This window comes from Erwinia typographi, assembly GCF_000773975.1.
GTDB classification, from domain to species: domain Bacteria; phylum Pseudomonadota; class Gammaproteobacteria; order Enterobacterales; family Enterobacteriaceae; genus Erwinia; species Erwinia typographi.
Genome location: NZ_JRUQ01000051.1, coordinates 22139 through 39255, shown reverse-complemented (window position 1 = coordinate 39255; position 17117 = coordinate 22139). Strand labels below are relative to the sequence as shown.

At 57.0% G+C, this 17117-nt stretch carries 18 protein-coding genes; 5 read left to right on the top strand and 13 right to left on the bottom strand.

Annotation, left to right across the window (positions count from 1 at the left end):
- The 3 genes from cydB (at position 1) to NG99_RS18125 (ending at position 1604) form a co-directional block, all read left to right on the top strand.
- Complete coding sequence (gene cydB, locus NG99_RS18135; protein WP_034895988.1) at positions 1-1008, top strand: cytochrome d ubiquinol oxidase subunit II; 1008 nt, start codon at positions 1-3, stop codon at positions 1006-1008.
- A 28-nt stretch (positions 1009-1036) separates the two neighbouring features.
- Positions 1037-1192, top strand: a complete 156-nt coding sequence (locus NG99_RS18130; RefSeq protein ID WP_072017618.1) for a DUF2474 domain-containing protein — start codon at positions 1037-1039, stop codon at positions 1190-1192.
- Between the two features lie 157 nt (positions 1193-1349).
- Positions 1350-1604 carry a CsbD family protein gene (locus NG99_RS18125; protein ID WP_034895985.1) on the top strand — a complete coding sequence of 85 codons (255 nt, stop codon included), beginning with the start codon at positions 1350-1352 and terminating at the stop codon, positions 1602-1604.
- Between the two features lie 43 nt (positions 1605-1647).
- Here the strand turns inward: NG99_RS18125 and NG99_RS18120 are convergent, their stop codons facing one another.
- Positions 1648-2682: a GlxA family transcriptional regulator gene (locus tag NG99_RS18120; protein ID WP_332308358.1), complete on the bottom strand. Its 1035-nt coding sequence runs from the start codon at positions 2680-2682 to the stop codon at positions 1648-1650.
- Between the two features lie 119 nt (positions 2683-2801).
- Between NG99_RS18120 and NG99_RS18115 the strand changes: the two genes are divergently transcribed.
- Both NG99_RS18115 and NG99_RS18110 read left to right on the top strand, forming a co-directional pair.
- Complete coding sequence (locus NG99_RS18115) at positions 2802-3443, top strand: HD domain-containing protein (protein WP_034895982.1); 642 nt, start codon at positions 2802-2804, stop codon at positions 3441-3443.
- 387 nt (positions 3444-3830) lie between these two features.
- Complete coding sequence (locus tag NG99_RS18110) at positions 3831-5171, top strand: carbohydrate porin (RefSeq protein ID WP_034895980.1); 1341 nt, start codon at positions 3831-3833, stop codon at positions 5169-5171.
- A 94-nt stretch (positions 5172-5265) separates the two neighbouring features.
- Here NG99_RS18110 and fetB read toward each other — a convergent pair whose 3' ends face one another.
- The 12 genes from fetB to arnB all read right to left on the bottom strand — a co-directional run bounded on the left by fetB (position 5266) and on the right by arnB (position 16968).
- A complete protein-coding gene (gene fetB, locus NG99_RS18105; RefSeq protein WP_034895977.1) occupies positions 5266-6024 on the bottom strand; it encodes an iron efflux ABC transporter permease subunit FetB in 759 nt (252 codons plus the stop codon).
- Positions 6011-6679 (bottom strand): iron efflux ABC transporter ATP-binding subunit FetA, encoded by a 669-nt coding sequence (gene fetA, locus NG99_RS18100; protein WP_034895975.1) that lies wholly within the window; start codon positions 6677-6679, stop codon positions 6011-6013. Before fetA ends, fetB begins: the two co-directional genes overlap by 14 nt.
- Before the next feature lie 34 nt (positions 6680-6713).
- Positions 6714-8111, bottom strand: coding sequence for an ATP-binding protein (locus NG99_RS18095; RefSeq protein WP_052130769.1), 1398 nt, complete (start codon positions 8109-8111; stop codon positions 6714-6716).
- Positions 8087-8755, bottom strand: a complete 669-nt coding sequence (locus NG99_RS18090) for a response regulator (protein WP_034895974.1) — start codon at positions 8753-8755, stop codon at positions 8087-8089. The genes NG99_RS18095 and NG99_RS18090 overlap by 25 nt, the downstream gene beginning before the upstream one ends.
- Positions 8756-8776: 21 nt before the next feature.
- Positions 8777-9529: a COG4705 family protein gene (locus tag NG99_RS18085; protein WP_034895973.1), complete on the bottom strand. Its 753-nt coding sequence runs from the start codon at positions 9527-9529 to the stop codon at positions 8777-8779.
- A 67-nt stretch (positions 9530-9596) separates the two neighbouring features.
- Entirely contained in the window at positions 9597-9980 is a 384-nt protein-coding gene (gene arnF / locus NG99_RS18080; RefSeq protein WP_034895972.1) for a 4-amino-4-deoxy-L-arabinose-phosphoundecaprenol flippase subunit ArnF, read from the bottom strand.
- Entirely contained in the window at positions 9980-10312 is a 333-nt protein-coding gene (gene arnE / locus NG99_RS18075; protein ID WP_034895971.1) for a 4-amino-4-deoxy-L-arabinose-phosphoundecaprenol flippase subunit ArnE, read from the bottom strand. The genes arnF and arnE overlap by 1 nt, the downstream gene beginning before the upstream one ends.
- Positions 10309-11967, bottom strand: coding sequence for a lipid IV(A) 4-amino-4-deoxy-L-arabinosyltransferase (gene arnT / locus NG99_RS18070; RefSeq protein ID WP_034895970.1), 1659 nt, complete (start codon positions 11965-11967; stop codon positions 10309-10311). The genes arnE and arnT overlap by 4 nt, the downstream gene beginning before the upstream one ends.
- Before the next feature lie 6 nt (positions 11968-11973).
- Complete coding sequence (gene arnD / locus NG99_RS18065) at positions 11974-12867, bottom strand: 4-deoxy-4-formamido-L-arabinose-phosphoundecaprenol deformylase (RefSeq protein WP_034895969.1); 894 nt, start codon at positions 12865-12867, stop codon at positions 11974-11976.
- Positions 12864-14846, bottom strand: coding sequence for a bifunctional UDP-4-amino-4-deoxy-L-arabinose formyltransferase/UDP-glucuronic acid oxidase ArnA (arnA, locus tag NG99_RS18060; protein WP_034895968.1), 1983 nt, complete (start codon positions 14844-14846; stop codon positions 12864-12866). Before arnA ends, arnD begins: the two co-directional genes overlap by 4 nt.
- Positions 14846-15826: an undecaprenyl-phosphate 4-deoxy-4-formamido-L-arabinose transferase gene (gene arnC, locus NG99_RS18055; RefSeq protein ID WP_034895967.1), complete on the bottom strand. Its 981-nt coding sequence runs from the start codon at positions 15824-15826 to the stop codon at positions 14846-14848. The genes arnA and arnC overlap by 1 nt, the downstream gene beginning before the upstream one ends.
- Entirely contained in the window at positions 15823-16968 is a 1146-nt protein-coding gene (gene arnB, locus NG99_RS18050) for a UDP-4-amino-4-deoxy-L-arabinose aminotransferase (protein ID WP_034895966.1), read from the bottom strand. The genes arnC and arnB overlap by 4 nt, the downstream gene beginning before the upstream one ends.
- Positions 16969-17117: the final 149 nt, after the last annotated feature.

Genomic DNA, 17117 nt, shown 5'->3' with positions numbered 1-17117 from the left:
GTGGGTATCGATCTTCCTGTTATCTGGTTCACCATCATTGTCTTCTCGACGCTGATGTATATCGTAATGGATGGTTTCGATCTGGGCATCGGCATCCTGTTCCCGTTCAATAAGGACGCCACCGAGCGCGACATGATGGTTAACACCGTTGCGCCCGTATGGGACGGCAACGAAACCTGGCTGGTGCTGGGCGGCGCGGCGCTGTACGGCGCCTTTCCACTGGCCTACGCGGTGGTGGTTGATGCGCTGTCAGCGCCGCTGACCGCGATGCTGGTTGGGCTGATTTTCCGTGGCGTGGCGTTTGAATTCCGCTTCAAGGCCACCGAAGAGCACCGTCCATTCTGGGACAAGTCCTTTATCGTCGGTTCTTATCTGGCTACCTTCAGCCAGGGCGTCGCGCTGGGCGCGATCATCAACGGCTTCAGCGTGACCAACCGCACCTTCAGCGGCGCCGAGCTGGGCTGGCTGACGCCGTTCTCGCTGTTCTGCGGTCTCGGTCTGGTGGTCGCCTATGCGCTGCTGGGCAGCACCTGGCTGATTATGAAAACCGAAAACGATCTGCACCGCAAGATGACCGCGCTGGCGAAGCCACTGCTGCTGGCCCTGCTGGCGATCATCGCGGTGGTCAGCGTCTGGACGCCGCTGGAACATGCCAACATCATGCAGCGCTGGTTCACCCTCCCCAACCTGTTCTGGTTCCTGCCGGTGCCGGTGCTGGTACTGTTGGCATCGTGGGGCCTGCTGCGCGCCCTGAAGCGTCATGCGCACTACTCGCCGTTCCTGCTGACGCTGGCGCTGGTGTTCCTGGGCTTTACCGGTCTGGGCATCAGCATCTGGCCGAACATCATTCCGCCTTCCATCACCATCTGGCAGGCCGCGTCACCGCCGCAGAGCCTTGGGTTTATGCTGGTTGGCGGACTGCTGATTATTCCGGTTATCCTGGTTTATACCTTCTGGAGCTACTACGTGTTCCGCGGGAAAATCAAACCGGATGAAGGCTACCATTGATAAATCGCTGACGGTACGGGAGAAGAAGATGGTTGAGACACAAACTCAGCAGGCGGCTAAATCCCCGGCGTGGAAACGCGTACTGTGGATGGTGGCTATCTATGCGGGCAGCGTAATGGCGCTGGGCATCGTGGCAACGCTGTTTCGTCTGATGATGACCGCCGCTGGCATGAAATCTCACTGAGACGCTGAATGCCAATGGCATAACGGGGGCCGACATTTGTCGGCCCTTTTCTTTACAACCGTCATAAATAGTCACATAACCGAGGCGGCGGACGGCGCAGGATGGTCTAAGCTTATTGTCATCCATGAGGAAATCATGCCACCAAGAAGGAGACAGTATGAGTCTTTTAGATAAAGCATCAGATAAAGCTGACGAAGCGCTGGGTAAAGGTCAGGAGCAGTTTGGTAAGGCTGTCGATTCTCCCGAGCATGAGTTTAAAGGCCGCGTGCGCCAGGGCGCTGCAAAAGCCTCTTATGCGGTAGACGATGCGCTGGACTGCGTGAAATCGAAAACGCAGGATTCCCCGTTTGTTTCGCTGGCGATTGCCGCTGGCGTCGGTTTCCTGGCCGCGAAGATTTTTGGTCGCCGCTAAGCCGCGGGTTCCGCCGATTAAAGGCCGATATTTCGGCCTTTTTTTATTCCACCCTGCCCTCCTCCCGGCGAGTATTATCGCTGTAGCCGGAAACGCTGACGCTCTGCAATTCATCGGTCTGGACTGGATGCTGTTTTCGGTATTCGGCAGGCGTGACGCCGACGTGTTTCTGAAAGGCCCGACGCAGCGTATCGGCATTGGCGAAGCCGCATTTGGCGGCTACCAGCTTGGGCGCATTATAGCCATTCTCCAGCAGTTTTCGGACAGCCGCCACGCGGGTGGTCTCGACCCAGGCGCCTGCCGTAATGCCGACCTCGGCATGGAACAGACGAGCAAAATGCCGGGGGCTTAGTCCGGCGTGCCTGGCCATGCTTGCTACGCTGTGATTGAGTTCAGGATTCGCGGCGACCCAGCGTTGAACTTCCTGTAACGCCGCTCGCCCTGCCGGGCCGGTTTCCCCTTTGCGACTGAACTGCAACTGCCCACCGGGGCGTTTGAAGTACATGACCAGTTGCCCGGCGACGCGTCTGGCGATATCACGCCCGAGATCCTCCTCGACCAGCGCCAGCGCCAGATCCAGACCCGCCGTAACGCCCGCCGCCGTGCGCAGCTTCCCGTCACGAACATAGAGCGCATCCTCATCAATTTGCAGCGAGGGATAGGCCCGGGCCAGCGCATCGACCGCGGCCCAGTGGGTGGTAATATGCCGCCCTTCCAGCAAGCCCGTCGCTGCCAGAATGAATGCTCCCGTACAAACCGAGCCATAGCGTCGGCTGCGCATAGCCGTTGCGCGGAGCCACTCCAGAATCTCGGGCGACAGATTCAGCTTTCCGGCGTTGGGCGCACCGGCGACCAGTAGCGTGTCAATACGCCCGACGTCTTCTGTAGCTATCGCATCCGGTAGCAGGCGCACGCCCGAGGAGCTGCGCACGGGACCGGACTCACAGGCAATGACCCGCAGCGCGTAGATCTCCTTGCCTGTTTCAATGTTCGCCTGGGCGAAGACATCGAGCGGGCCGGATACATCCAAAAGCTGGACGCCGGGAAGAGCCAGAACGGCTACCAGCTTGCTCATCATCGATCATTTTCCTTATACGTCCGCGTGCCGCGTAAAATGGCAGTATATGACGTGTTACCCCTGTTGATAACAATCTTCACTCTCAGGAAAATGAAGTCTGATTCCTGAGGAGATTAATCATGTCTTTGAATATTGAAGGTATTGCGGTTCCCGACAGCCACTTTGCCCGCGAAATCACCGAGCTCGTTCGTGATACCGCATCGCCACTTCTGTTCCATCATTCCAGCCGCGTGTACTACTTCGGCGCACTGGCTGGTCAGCATCGCGGCCTGAAATTTGATGCCGAATTGCTCTACTGCGGGTGCATGTTCCACGATATGGGGCTGACCCATAAGCACAGTAGCGCGTGCGAACGTTTCGAGGTAGACGGCGCCAACGCCGCTCGCGATTTTCTGAAGAGCCATGGGATCGGCCAGCAAGATATTGACACGGTGTGGACCGCTATCGCGCTGCATACCACGCCTGGTATTCCGCAACATATGCATCCTGTCGTTGCACTCGTCACGGCCGGCGTTGAAATGGACGTGCTGGGGCTGACCTATGCCGGGTACAGCGATGCGGAACGTGAAGCTGTCGTTCTGGCCCATCCGCGCGGGGACAACTTTAAGGAAAATATCATTCAGACATTCTACGACGGCATCAAACACAAGCCCGATACCACCTTCGGTAACGTCAAGGCCGACGTGATCGCCGAAAAAGATCCCCATTTCCATGCCGGAAATTTTTGCAGCGTGATCCGCAACTCAGCCTGGACAATCTGATTGTCCATGTCTGTACAAACTTTCGCAGCCACCTGCATCCAGTCAACACCGCTGATGCAGGTCTTTTCTACGCCTGCCAGTTAGCCTTTTGCCAGAAAGTTCCTCCCTTGCCGCTTTAGTTTCGGAGTGAAATTGTGATCTGGCTAAAAATTTTGATGCTAATTTCTTTCTGCCGACTCTTTTCAGCACGATTTAGAACATTTATCTGCCGCAATAGTGCTTTCATTCATCCTGTTAAGGCCATCAATTCAAACTTATTCCAGCATTTCCCACCCTGAACAGCGGTGATGTGTGGGGTAAAATGCTTAATAAAGCCGGATGGTCGCAACGTACCCTGCCCGACGCACAGAAGGACAGCGTTATCCTGATAAAAAGAAGGTGTTCCACATGAAAAGCAAACTCCCGCAAACCACGTTAAAAAGATCGGTGGCGCTCTGTGGTTTTGGACTGATGCTGGCGTCCGGATCTGCCCTTGCAGATTTTGCGCCGCTCAGCATGGACTCTCCCTACGCATTTGGCGACTGGGAGGGTTATCGTTCCCAGCTAAAAAATGACGGCGTGGATTTCCAGGTGAATTACACCATGGAATCCGCCAGTAACTTCTCCGGCGGCTATAACAAGTCGACAAGCGCGCGTTATACCGACCAGTGGGCCTTTGGCACCACGCTGGATTTGGATAAGCTGCTGAACTGGAAGGACACCCAATTCCAGGCGACTATCACCAGCCGTAACGGTCAGGATTTAACCCAATACGTCAACGACCCGCGTTCGGGTGGCCTTTCCTCAGTACAGGAAGTGTGGGGGCGCGGGCAAACCTGGCGTCTGACCCAGTTCTGGTTGAATAAAGGCTTCTTTGATAATGCGGTGGAAGTGAAAGCCGGTCGCGTGACGGTAGGTGAGGATTTCGACTCCTTCGACAGCAACTTCCAGAACTTAGCGTTTGGCAGCGGCCAGGCGGGTAACTGGCGCGGCGACCGCTGGTACAACTGGCCGGTTTCCCAATGGGGCGGACGCGTGAAGTTTAACTTCACGCCGGAACTGTTCTTCCAGGTCGGCTTCTATAACCAGACGCCTTCAAACTATGACACCGGCAACGGTTTCCGCCTGGATGGCAGTCCGACGCTGGGGAATATGGTTCCCGTAGAACTGGGCTGGAAACCGGCGCTGGGCGCCGACAAGCTGCCGGGTAACTACCGCGTCGGGATGTACTACTCCTCCGTACGGGGCGATAACTACAGTTCTTACAGCAATGGTCAGTACGGCGAAGATAACCACTCTTACGGCGGTTACCTGCTGCTGCAACAACAGCTGACGGCGATGGACGGCGACAACCAGCGTGGCCTGGGCGTTACCGTTCAGGCGGTGATGAACGATCAGAAAACCTCGAAGACCGACAACTATCAGTCTGTCTCCTTTACCTGGAAAGGGCCGTTTGATGCCCGCCCGAAAGACGAGGTCGGCATCGGGGCCGCACGTATTCACGTCAACGACGACTACAGCAATATGTTGCGTAAGACTAACCAGGAAAACGGCGTGGGCGACTACAACAGCCCAACCTATCTGCCAATCCAGAGTGGCTCGGAGTATAACTACGAGATCTACTACAATGCGCAGGTCACTAACTGGCTGAAACTGCGGCCAAACCTGCAATATGTTGCCTCTCCGGGCGCGGTAAGCGAAGTGAAAGACGCCTTTATCGGCGGCATCAGCGCCAATATCAACTTCTGATAACCTCAGCGCCAGGCGGATCGCTCGATCCGCCTGTTCTTTACCGACTTCGACCACACAACCCGGCTTTTTGATCCCCTGTCTTACGCTGCCGCTAGCGCAACTGAGCACGAGGCGTGTAAAATTTCCGGTAAGCCAGATACCCCGCAATGATGGTCGAAATGCTCGCCGTGCCGAGCAGCATAAAGGTCACCATAATCTGATATTTGATGGCTTTTACCGGATCGATACCGGCAAAAATCAACCCGGACATCATGCCTGGCAGGCTGACCAGCCCGACGGTTTTGGCCGCGTCGACGGTTGGGATCATCGCGGCGCGAATGCTGTCGCGGATTAACATGCCGGAGGCCATTTTCACCGAGGCTCCGAGGCTAAGCATCTCCTGAATCTTTTGCCGGTTATCAGCAAACCGCTGATTCAGATTGCTGTAACACAGGCCGACGGCAACCATCGCGTTACCCGCGATCATCCCGGAGATCGGGATCACCTGCATCGGCATAAATTCGATTGCGCCACTCAGCACCAGAATGGTCAGCGTCAGCGTGGTGCTGAAGGCGATAGCGATAAAAGAGAGAACAAACGCGTTGCCAATATTGCGGCTGCGTTTACGGGCATTCAGCGCCGCGTTCACGCAGATAAACAGCACCATCAGGACCGTCAGCCAGCCATTATTCAGATCGAAGACAGACTTGAGCACGTAACCGACAATAATCAGCTGTACGATAGCGCGGGCGATGCTCCAGACAATATCCTTCTCAAGCCCCAGCTTCTCTTTGCTGCTCACCAGCAGCGCAATCAGCACCAGAACCAGCGCCAGCCCAAGGGATTCGTTAGTAATATTATGCTGGTTCATGGGGTTCCTTCCCGCCAGGCGGCTGCAGGGTAACAACCCTTTGCGCCTGAGTGATTTCGGCCGTATCGTGGCTGATCCAGATAACCGCCACGCCCTTTTCTTTCACCAGCCCGCCAATCAGCTGATTAACCATTTGCTTATTCTCTTCATCCAGCGCGCTGGTTATTTCATCCAGCAGCAGCACCTCCGGCAGCCATTGCAGGTTACGCAGCAGCGCCACCCGCTGCTTTTCGCCGCCAGAGAGCTGTTCAATATTTTTTTCCAGCATTTCCGCAGGCAAATTAACCTTTCCCAGCCACCCTCTCAGCACGTCACGTTCGACCTTCTTCTGGCGAATTTGCCATGGCAGCGCCAGATTGTCATATACCGTCGCGCCAAACAGCGCGGGCGTCTGGAAACAGTAGGAAACCTGCTGACGATAAATTTCCGGCTTCAGTTGGTCAATTGCCCGATCTCTGTACAGCACCCGGCCTTTTGAAGGATCGAGCAAAGAGGCGATGATTTTTAATAGCGTACTTTTTCCGCTGCCGGACGGGCCGGTCAACAGGATAAATTCACCCCGATTCAGACTGAGCGAGACGGGCGCCAATAGCGTGGTGCCATCCTGCACATAGCTAACATCCTGCACGTCCAGCAGGAGAGAAGTTTGCGACATAGTAAATCAACCTGATGAAAGATAAGCCCGCGGATCATAACGCGAAATGGCGACGGTATGTCTCCTTTTCCTCGCTAAAACCATACCGATATAAAATAATCTTAACGTTCAGGCCACTGGGTGAACGCCCGGCAGCTGCGAGTAGAATTTCTCCCTGCATTCTGTCGAGCAGCGTGCGGACGATGGACAGCCCCAGACCGGAACCGCTCTCCCCGCTTCCTTCAATACGATAAAACGCATCAAATACCCGCTGTCGTTTCTCCGCAGCGATGCCGGGACCAGTGTCCTCGATTTCGACCACCACCCTGTGCTGGCTGGCGATAATTTGCAGATCTATCCGTCCAAATTCCGGCGTATAGCGAATAGCGTTATCTATCAGATTTTTGATCACCGTAAACAGCTCTAGCGGCTGGCAGAACACGGCCACCTCACTGTCCTCAAGCATTCCCAAATCGAGATGTTTTTTCTCGGCCAGCGGCAGCAGATCGGCGATCGCCTGTCTCACTATCTGGCTGACTACCACCGGCTGATCCTCTTCTGCCGAATGACGAGCTGCTGACTGCGCTCGGGCTAGTGAGAGCAACTGCTCCAGCAAATTTTTCATTCGCTGCATTCCCTCGCGCATCCGCCTGACCCGCATCCGGCTGTCTTCCGGCAGCTCAGCGGCTGATAAACGTTCAGCCTGTAAGGACAGTGCGGTGAGCGGCGAGCGCAATTCGTGGGCCGCATCAGCGACGAAACGGCGCTGGGCCTCCACCGAGAGCGAGACCCGCTCAAGCAGACGGTTAATGGCGTGGATAAAGGGCACGATTTCGCGAGGCAAATTTTCCGTTTCCAGCGGCGTCGTGTCCTGCTCATCCCGGTTATGTACGGCTACTGAGAGCTGGCGAATCGGCCGGAAAATTTTCTTCACCAGGTCCGCCACCATAAACAGCAGCACCGGGACCAGGATGAAGAACGGTAGCAGCGTACGCAGCGCGCCAGCCATCGCTACCTCATCCTGTACCGAAGAACGCTGCGCAACCGCTACTTTCGTTCCCGCATCAATCTGGCGGACCAGCACCCGATACTGATGGCCGTTGGTATGCAGCGTGTGGAATCCTTCGGCCAGCGACCAGCTGAGAGTGAAATTTTTCATCGGTCCCTGAGCGAGGCGTTGTGGGGAAAACATGAAGTGCACGATGATGCGGGATTCGCGCTCATCATGCAGCGGCGGACCGATCAGATTGGCATTGCTCACCGCAACCACGCCGTTTTGCGCCAGTTCGGCAATCTGGCTTAGCGAGGAGTCCTGCAATTCGTGGGCTTCATCCAGCGCGGAGAAAAAAGCGATGCTGCCAGTCAGGATCGCCACCAGCATGATCGCGCTACACAGCCCGAACGACAGCCTGAGTTGAACCGACTCTTTCAGGCGTTTTTTGATACCATCCATCCCACACCCCGGACGTTCTTAATCACCTCGCTGCCAAACTTTTTACGTAACGCATGAATAAAATATTCGACCGCATTGCTTTCAATCTCTTCGCCCCAGCCGTAGATTTTCTCCTCCAGCTCACTGCGTGAAAGCAGCGTGCCGGGGCGGATTAGCAGCGCCTGTAGCAGCGCGAATTCGCGGTTCGACAGGCGCTGCATTTCCCCGTTTGCCACCTCGCAGGCCTCGTGGCTGGCCGGATCCAGCGTAATGATACCGTTGCTGAGCACCGGCCCGCTGCTGCCGCCTTTACGGCGCAGCACCGCACGAATTCTGGCGAGCAACTCTTTCATTTCAAAAGGTTTAACCACATAATCGTCGGCGCCTGAGTCCAGCCCGCGCAGGCGATCTTCCAGCGCATCCCGGGCGGTTATAATCAGCAGCGGGACTTCATTACCGCGGCCCCGCAGCGAGCTGAGCACGCTGAAGCCATTTTTTCCGGGTAAACCGAGATCGAGCAGGACCAAATCGTAGCTCTGGATGGCAAGAGAGCTGCTGGCTTCCGTGCCATTGCGCACCCAGTCCACCGCATAGCTGGCCTCTTTTAACGCCTCGCGCACGGCTTCGCCGATCATCACGTCATCTTCAACCAGCAACACTCGCATGGTGTCCTCCGAACAGCATTGTTAGTCTGCCGCGCGTTCTGCCAGCGTCAGATATCCCACCAGCGCGGCAATCGACGCCAGAAAAAGCAGATTAATTTCAACGATGCCGATGCCAAAGCCGCCGTTATTCACCGGCTGTGCCAGCAGATCGCCACAGGAGGCGCCCAGCGGGCGGGTGAGAATATAAGCCAGCCAGAAGCAGAGCACCGTATTGAGCCGCAATCCTTTCCAGACCAGCGCAACCAGCGCAATAGCGCCGCCAAAGACCAGCGCCGACGGCAGATAGCCAAGGTTCAGTCCTTCGGCTAACCCGTCTCCCACCGCCGTGCCCAGCGCGAAGGTGAACAGGATAGCCGCCCAGTAAAAAGCCTCCCGCGCTGGCGTAGTGATTGAGTGGATGGACAACGTCCCCTCACTGCGGTGCCAGAGCATAAATGTCAGGATCAGCGCGCTGCTGAACATGATGATGGAAAACAGCAGCGGGATACCTGACGCATCGGTGAAATTATCGGTAATCAGGGTGCCGAAAATACTCACCATCACCACCGTCGACCAGTAGAGCGCGGGAATATAGCGCTGGGCGCGCATTTGAGCCAACAGCAGCACCGCCAGCAGGCATCCAGCCGTCAGCGAGGTCAGGCTGAGGCCGAAGCCAAGATTAACATTGAGAAAATCCGCAGCGGTTTCTCCCACGGTAGTAGACATCATTTTGATCAGCCAAAAGAACAGCGTGACCTCAGGCACCTTGCTGAGCGCAGCGGGTACAGTGAGCATTCTCTCTCTCCTTTAAACAGGGTGAGAGGAGAGTGTGCCCGGCAAGACTTAGTCTGCCGTTAGGTCCTTAACTCGCTTTACGACCGGGCCAGCAAATCAGCAGCAGGCCGCTGAAAATGAGCGCCACGCCAAGCAGTTTTCCCCACAGGAATGCCTCATTGAACAGCGGCAGCGCCAGCGCGGCAGCCCACACCAGCACGTAGCTCAGGCTCAGCAACGGGTAGGCTTTACTCAGCGCCACCCGCTGAAGCGCCAGGAACCAGCACAGCATCGACAGCGCGTAGGCCAGCAGCCCGCCGGCCAGGGTGAACGCCGCTGTGGGCCATGTCAGCAGCACGCGGCAAAATGCCGCAACATCGCTGACCGGGGGAAGCGACATCATCGACCAGCGCAGCAAAAGCTGCGCGCAGCTGACCAGCAGTACGCTGCCAAGCGCCCATATTATTCCCATCAGGCATACGCTCCCATTACCGCCACACCTGCCACAATCAAGCCAATGCCCAGCCAGTGCCGCAGGGAAACGGGTTCCTTCCACAGCCAGCGGGCGGCCAGCGCCACGAAGATAAAGTTGAGGCTGAGCATGGGATAAGCCACGCCAACCGGCACCGTTTGCAGCACGACCAGCCAGACCAGCATTGCGCAGCCCAGCAGCATCACGCTTAGCCCCAGCCAGAACAGCAGGTGCAGTTTGCCTTTCAGCAGGCCGTGCTGGGCCGCCTGCTTCTGGCACAGTTGGCCGATGCAGCTCAGCAGGCTGGCAAAAAGGATCAGCAGCAGGTTCATGGCGTTCGGTTAAACTGGTACATCACGACTCTTCCCTGGCGGTAGCTGAAGTCCGCCTTCGGCAGCGACTGGTCGGGGTTCTCATTGCGCGACAGCACCATTATCAGGCTGACATCTCCCAGCCGACGATGCTGCGCCAGCCATGCCGGGAAGTCCGTGCCTTTAACAAATTTGCCGCGCGCATCGGGATAGCTTAATCCGTACTGCACCTCGCCAGGCTGATCGTAAAGCAAAATATCGCTGCGGCGCAGTTCCCAGGCCAGCCCCGAAGCCAGCCCCGGGTTGTTCGCCAGCACATAGCGGCTGCCCGCGATATCTTTTTTGATCCCACGAATAAACTGCTGCGGCTGCTTGGAATCGATCACCTGCTGAGGAATCACCTGGCCCAACGCCAGCGCCAGTGCCAACGGGCAAAGGGCCGCCCAGCGCCAGCGCGTCTGCGGGGCTTGCAGAGTCAGCCAGCCGAACGCTCCCCACAGCAGGAACACGCCAGCGGCCATCAGCACTTTCCCCGTTTCGGGATAACCATACAGCGGGTGCTTTGCCAGCCCCCAGGGAGCAAGGAAGCCCATTACCGCAACGGTACAAACCAGCCCGAAGGCCAGGTTGATCCAGCCGTTGATTCTTAGCGCCCTGCCCCCAGCCGAGATCGACAACATTGCCTGACGAGCCATCAGGATCGCCAGCGGGGCAAAGCACGGCAGAATATAGGTAGGCAGCTTGCCCTTCGCGATGCTGAAAAACAGCAGCGGCATCACTACCCAGCTCAGCAAATAGAGGCTGCCCCGATTCTGCTGACGCTCCGCCCAGCCCGCGCGCAGCGCGCCCGGTAACAGCGCCAGCCACGGTAAACAGCCGAGCACTAAAATCGGCAGGTAGTACCAGAACGGGGCCTTATGTTGCGCATTTGACTCGGCAAAGCGCTGGATGTGTTCCACCCAGAAGAAGTAGTGCCAGAAATCCGCTTCGCTTTTGGCAATGGCTATCGCCCAGGGGGCGCTGATTACCGCAGCGCCGACGATAGCCAGCGGGCCGAAGCACAGCAGCTCCTTAAAGCGCTTCTGGTGGATCGCCCACGGCAGAATAGCGATAACCGGCACCGCCAGCGCCAGAAAGCCCTTGGTCATAAATCCCATGCCGCAGGCCAGACCAAGCACCAGCCAGGCCAGCGTTTTTTTCCTGGTGGTGGTGGCTTCACTTGCCCACCAGTAGCTGCACATGGCGGCCACCAGCCACAGGGTGATCATCGGATCAAGCACCGCATAGCTGCCGACGCCGTAAACCAGCAGGCAGGTCAGAAAGATCACCGCAGCCATTATCGCCATCGCCCGGTTGCACCACAGCCGCAGCGTCAACCAGTAGACCAGCAGCGCGGTCAGGGTGATGGAGAAAACGGAGCCAAAGCGCACGGCAAAGTTATTGTGCCCAAAAATCAGCTGGCTGAGATTGTTGATCCAGTAACCTGCGGCAGGCTTTTCAAAATAGCGCAGGTCGAAAAAGTGCGGCACCACCCAGTTGCCGTTGACCAGCATTTCCCGGCTGATCTCGGCATAGCGGGTTTCATCAGGCTGCCACAGAAAGCGAAACTCCAGAGGAATCAGGTAGTACAGGGCAAACAACACCAAAAGGAGAAGGCCATTTCTCGTTATGTTCATACACAGTTACTCAACTAATTGCTGGCATCCCAACCATCCTTCACGACCGGGGAGGCTACCCCGAACAATTTTTCCCGTAGGCAGGCTGCTCAGATCGTCGGGCAGCAATTCGCTTAGCGGACAAAACTGAATACCCTCCTGCTCCGCCAGGGTCAGCAGCTCGCTGAACAGCTCGTTCATCACAATCCCTTCCACTTCGGCGTGGATGGTATAGACCGGCGTACCGCTGTCGTTCTTGATCCGATCGATAATAAAAGCGTTGAAATCCTCTTTAGCTAAAGAGGAGCCAATCACTTCATCCCAGGTCGGCAGCGTCACCGGAATTTGTACCGTCCCCAGCGAGCCGTCGCTTAACTGCGGCCTGAACGGAGAGGTTCCCCGGCAGTCGCTGTTGTAGTGAAAATGAAAAGGCTCTTTCGCATTCACTACCCGCTGGTCGGCCCGCCATCCCGCTACCGCAGAGCAGGTAACCGGCTGTTCGGTGATCACCGCCAGGGCATCGCGCCCCAGCCTGATCTGATGGTTAAGCTGCTCGGCTGGCCAGACGCCGGCCCAGGTTTGCCAGGCAAAATGGTCCCAGGCGTGCAGCCCCACCTCATGATGATCGCTGGTCGCGGCGATAATCTCCGCCAGCCCGCGGCCAATATTCCGGCCAGGCCAGGCGGTGCCCGCCAGCAGAATATCCCAGCCGTACAGCGAAGCCGCGTTGGATCTCAGCATCTTCCAGAGGAATTGAGGCTTTAGCAGGCGCCAGAGATGGCGCCCCATATTATCCGGACCGACGCTGAAGAAAAAAGTGGCCTGGGTGCGATGTAAGCTGAGTATTTCCAGAAGCTTAGGCACGCCATCTCGCGTCCCACGCCAGGTATCAACATCTATACGAAGGCCGACTTTTTTCATTTCCGATCGTCCACGCCGTCTACGGTACGCAGGAAGAAGTCCAGCGTGGCGTCAATGGTCTTATCCATCCTCACCTCAGGCGTCCAGCCCAGCAGGCGACGGGCGTTGCGGATCGCCGGTTTACGGTGCTCAACGTCCTGATAACCTTTACCGTAGTAGCTGCTGCTCTCCACGTCGCGGAAGCCAGCAAACGGTGGAAACTGCTGGCGCAGCGGATGACGCTCGAAGCTGGCGAGCAGCTGTTCTGCCAGCTCTTTAATGCTCGCTTCGTTATCCGGGTTGCCAATATTAATGATCTGCCCGTCGCAGTTATTATTTTTGTTTTCAATTATGCGGAACAGCGCTTCCACGCCGTCGCTGATATCCGTGAAGCAGCGTTTTTGGTTGCCACCGTCCATCAGCCTGATCGGCGATCCTTCCACCAGATTGAGGATCAGCTGGGTGATGGCGCGCGAGCTCCCGATACGCGCCGCGTTCAGGTTATCCAGCCGCGGTCCCATCCAGTTGAACGGACGGAACAGGGTAAAGCGCAGTCCCTCTTTATCGCCATAGGCCCAAATCACCCGGTCAAGCAGCTGTTTGGAAACCGAATAAATCCAGCGCTGTTTGTTGATCGGCCCGACCACCAGATTGGAACTGTCTTCGTCAAAGTTCGGGTCTTCGCACATCCCGTAAACTTCTGAGGTAGAAGGGAAAATAATGCGTTTTTTGTACTTGACGCAGTCGCGGATAATTTTCAGATTCTCTTCAAAATCCAGTTCGAAGACCCGCAGCGGATTGCGCGTGTACTCAATCGGCGTGGCGATGGCGACCAGCGGCAGGATCACGTCGCATTTCTTGATGTGATACTCAATCCATTCGGAGTGAATGCTGATATCGCCCTCAACAAACTGAAAGCGCGGATGGCCGACAAAGCGGCCGATGGCATCGGAGCCAATATCCAGACCAAAAATATCGAAATTGTCGTCCTGCAACAGGCGTTCGGTCAGGTGGTTGCCAATAAAACCATTCACGCCGAGGATCAGCACGCGAGTACGACGCTTAACGGCGGAAACAGGCTTGTTGGTCAGCAGCGCGCCGCTCACCAGGCCCAGCGTTTGCGCCAGCTGGGAACCCTGCATATAGACGCCAGTTTCACTTTGTCCGGTGATCACTTCAAGCGCCCCTTCGCCGCAGGCGATAATCAGTGGGCTGACGGACAGCACGGTGCCCGCTTTCGCGGCTGGCCTGTCGTGACGAACCTTGCCTTTCCAGATAATGAACTTAGCCGCACCGACGTAGCCAAACGCCCCCGGCCAGGGATCGGTAACGGCACGCACCAGATTATTAACGCTTTCCGCTGACAGCGACCAGTCGATGCGGCCATCCTCCGGCGTACGGCGCCCAAAGCAGGTTGCCTGAGAATCGTCCTGCGGATGCGCCACGGCATTGCCATTTTTCAGCGCGGGCAGGCAGTCGGCCAGCAGATGTTCAGCGGCAGAGTTCAGCTTGCGGTGCAGCGTCAGCGCGTTGTCCTCAGGCTCAATGCTGACCCGCTCCTGAGCCACAATGGCTCCGGCATCGGCGCGCGCCAGCATCCGGTGCAGCGTCACGCCCGTTTCCGTTTCGCCATTCACCAACGCCCAGTTCAGCGGCGCACGTCCCCGGTATTTCGGCAGCAGCGACCCATGCAGGTTGAATGCCCCCTGCGCGGCGCAGCCAAGGATCTCGTTGCTGAGCAGGTTACGGTAATAGAAGGAAAAAATAACCTCCGGCGCCATGGTTTTGATTCGATCAACCCACAGCGGATGGTTTACGTCCTCCGGCGCAAAAACCGGGATACCCAGCTCTGCCGCCGTACGGGCCACGGAGGCGAAAAAGTGATTTTCCGTCGCTGAATCCGCATGGGTGAAAATCGCTTCAATCTCATAACCAGCCTTCACCAGCGCGTGGATACCAATGCATCCCATATCGTGATAGGCAAAAACAACAGCTTTCATTATTCATCTTCCTCAGAACGGACAGGCACGGTCGAGTTGACCACGCGCTGGATAAAATAGCGGGGACGAGCGCGGACATCGTTATAGATGCGTCCGATGTACTCACCTAACAGCCCCATGCCAACAAACTGGGCGCCGATAAAAATAAACAGCACGGCAAACAGCATAAACACGCCATCTGCGGCCCAGTGCGGCCCTAAAAACAGACGCAGGCCAATCAGCAGCAGGGAAAAAGCAAACCCGGCGAGGGCAATCAGGGTACCGACCACGCTGAGCAGGCGCAGCGGCGTGGTGGTCAGGCAGGTCACCAGGTCATACATCAGATTAATCAGCCGCATCAGGCTGTATTTGGAATCGCCAAACTCGCGTTCGGCGTGCAGCACCGGAATTTCAGTTGCCCGACGGGCAAAGGTGTTCGCCAGAATCGGGATAAAGGTGCTGCGCTCGTGGCAGTGGAGCATGGCATCGATAATGTGGCGGCGGTAGGCGCGCAACATGCAGCCATAGTCGCCCATCGCTTTGCCGGTAGTGCGCTGGATCAGGTGGTTAATCAGGCGGGAAGCCCGCTTGCGGAACCAGCTGTCCTGGCGGTTTTGCCGTACGGTGCCGACCACGTCATAGCCTTCGGCCGCAACGGCAACCAGCCGAGGGATCTCCTCCGGCGGATTCTGTAAATCCGCATCCAGCGTGATAATCAGGTCGCCGCTGACGTGGCTGAAACCGGCCATAATCGCCGAATGTTGCCCGTAGTTGCGGTTCAGCAGCACCGCGACGATCTGGCTGCCGGGAGCTTCTGCCGCCGCCGTCAGCATCTCGGCTGAGCGGTCGCTGCTGCCGTCGTCCACCAGCAGGATTTCCCACGCCATCGACAGTTGCGCGCAGGCTTCAGAGGTACGTCTGATCAGCTCCGGCAGGCTGTCCTGTTCGTTATAAACAGGGATCACCACGGAGACTTTATTAATAGGTTGTTCAACGGTCATTGGTGTTTCTCGGCAATATCGTGCAGTGCGGCAACCACACGGCTGACATCGTCATCGGTCATGGTTGGGAACAGCGGAATGGAGCAGATACGATCTGAATTCCATTCCGTTTCAGGCAGCGAGAGCGCTGGAAAACGCTCGCGATAATATTTCTGGGTATGGGCAGCCCGGAAGTGCAGGCCAGTGCCAATATTGCGTTCTTTCAGCGCCTGCATCAGCGCATCCCGGCTGATGCCGCAGCGCTGCGGGTCCACGCGTAGAATAAACAGATGCCAGGCGTGCTGATGCGGCCAGGCCGGTTGGGCCAGCGGCTGAAAAGGCGTCCCGGCCAGTTCTTTCAGGTAGCGGCCGGCGATCTCTGACCGGCGGGCATTGAGCTGTGGCAGCCTGGCCATCTGCACCAGCGCAATGGCGGCGTTAATGTCGGCGAGGTTGTATTTATAGCCAGGCGAGATCACCTCGGCCTGCGGCGCGCGGCCGTGAGTCTGGCGGTCAAACGCATCCACGCCGAGGCCATGAAATTTCAGGCTACGGATGCGGGCGGCCAGCGCTTCATTATCGGTGACCACCAGGCCCCCTTCCGCGCAGGTCATATTTTTAATCGCGTGAAAGGAGAAGATTGCCGTGCCGCTGGCGCCAACGTGGCGGCCTTTGTACCAGGTTCCCGCCGCATGTGCCGCATCATCAATGACCGGAATACCGTAGCGTTTACCCAGTTCGTGGATCGCATCGATATCGGCAGGCGCGCCCGCATAGTGAACCGGCACAATCGCTTTGGTTCTTGGCGTGATGGCGGCTTCAATCAGCGCAGGCGTGATCATCAGCGTGTCGCGATCGACGTCGATCATCACCGGCTCCGCACCGAGCAGCGCAATCATGTTGAGCGTGGAAACCCAGGTCAGCGATGGGGTAATGACTTCGTCTCCGCTGCCGATCCCCAGCGCCATCAGGGTGACATGCATCCCTGCCGTTGCGGAACTGACGGCGATAGCATGTTGGTTACCGGTCAGCTGGCAGAATGCCTGTTCCAGCTGCTGGTTTTTTGGACCGGTAGTGATCCAGCCGGAATTCATCACTTCGCCCACCGCAGCGAGTTCGGCCTCACCCATGGCCGGTCGGGAAAACGGGAGAAATTCTGACATTATTAAACATCCTTTAACAATAACCTGAGAAAACTGTAGCAGATTGCGCGATTCTGGCCTGACATCAAAGCGCTAACGCAGGGAAATTTAGCTACCGTTTAAGCAAATCGATAATTTTTACCTGGCGTAACAATCGCTGGCATTTTGGC

Coding starts and splice junctions, on each gene's coding strand:
- NG99_RS18130 (WP_072017618.1), top strand. CDS start 1,037: ATGGTTGAGACACAAACTCAGCAGGCGGCTAAATCCCCGGCGTGGAAA.
- NG99_RS18125 (WP_034895985.1), top strand. CDS start 1,350: ATGAGTCTTTTAGATAAAGCATCAGATAAAGCTGACGAAGCGCTGGGT.
- NG99_RS18120 (WP_332308358.1), bottom strand. CDS start 2,682: ATGATGAGCAAGCTGGTAGCCGTTCTGGCTCTTCCCGGCGTCCAGCTT.
- NG99_RS18115 (WP_034895982.1), top strand. CDS start 2,802: ATGTCTTTGAATATTGAAGGTATTGCGGTTCCCGACAGCCACTTTGCC.
- NG99_RS18110 (WP_034895980.1), top strand. CDS start 3,831: ATGAAAAGCAAACTCCCGCAAACCACGTTAAAAAGATCGGTGGCGCTC.
- fetB (WP_034895977.1), bottom strand. CDS start 6,024: ATGAACCAGCATAATATTACTAACGAATCCCTTGGGCTGGCGCTGGTT.
- fetA (WP_034895975.1), bottom strand. CDS start 6,679: ATGTCGCAAACTTCTCTCCTGCTGGACGTGCAGGATGTTAGCTATGTG.
- NG99_RS18095 (WP_052130769.1), bottom strand. CDS start 8,111: ATGGATGGTATCAAAAAACGCCTGAAAGAGTCGGTTCAACTCAGGCTG.
- NG99_RS18090 (WP_034895974.1), bottom strand. CDS start 8,755: ATGCGAGTGTTGCTGGTTGAAGATGACGTGATGATCGGCGAAGCCGTG.
- NG99_RS18085 (WP_034895973.1), bottom strand. CDS start 9,529: ATGCTCACTGTACCCGCTGCGCTCAGCAAGGTGCCTGAGGTCACGCTG.
- arnF (WP_034895972.1), bottom strand. CDS start 9,980: ATGGGAATAATATGGGCGCTTGGCAGCGTACTGCTGGTCAGCTGCGCG.
- arnE (WP_034895971.1), bottom strand. CDS start 10,312: ATGAACCTGCTGCTGATCCTTTTTGCCAGCCTGCTGAGCTGCATCGGC.
- arnT (WP_034895970.1), bottom strand. CDS start 11,967: ATGAACATAACGAGAAATGGCCTTCTCCTTTTGGTGTTGTTTGCCCTG.
- arnD (WP_034895969.1), bottom strand. CDS start 12,867: ATGAAAAAAGTCGGCCTTCGTATAGATGTTGATACCTGGCGTGGGACG.
- arnA (WP_034895968.1), bottom strand. CDS start 14,846: ATGAAAGCTGTTGTTTTTGCCTATCACGATATGGGATGCATTGGTATC.
- arnC (WP_034895967.1), bottom strand. CDS start 15,826: ATGACCGTTGAACAACCTATTAATAAAGTCTCCGTGGTGATCCCTGTT.
- arnB (WP_034895966.1), bottom strand. CDS start 16,968: ATGTCAGAATTTCTCCCGTTTTCCCGACCGGCCATGGGTGAGGCCGAA.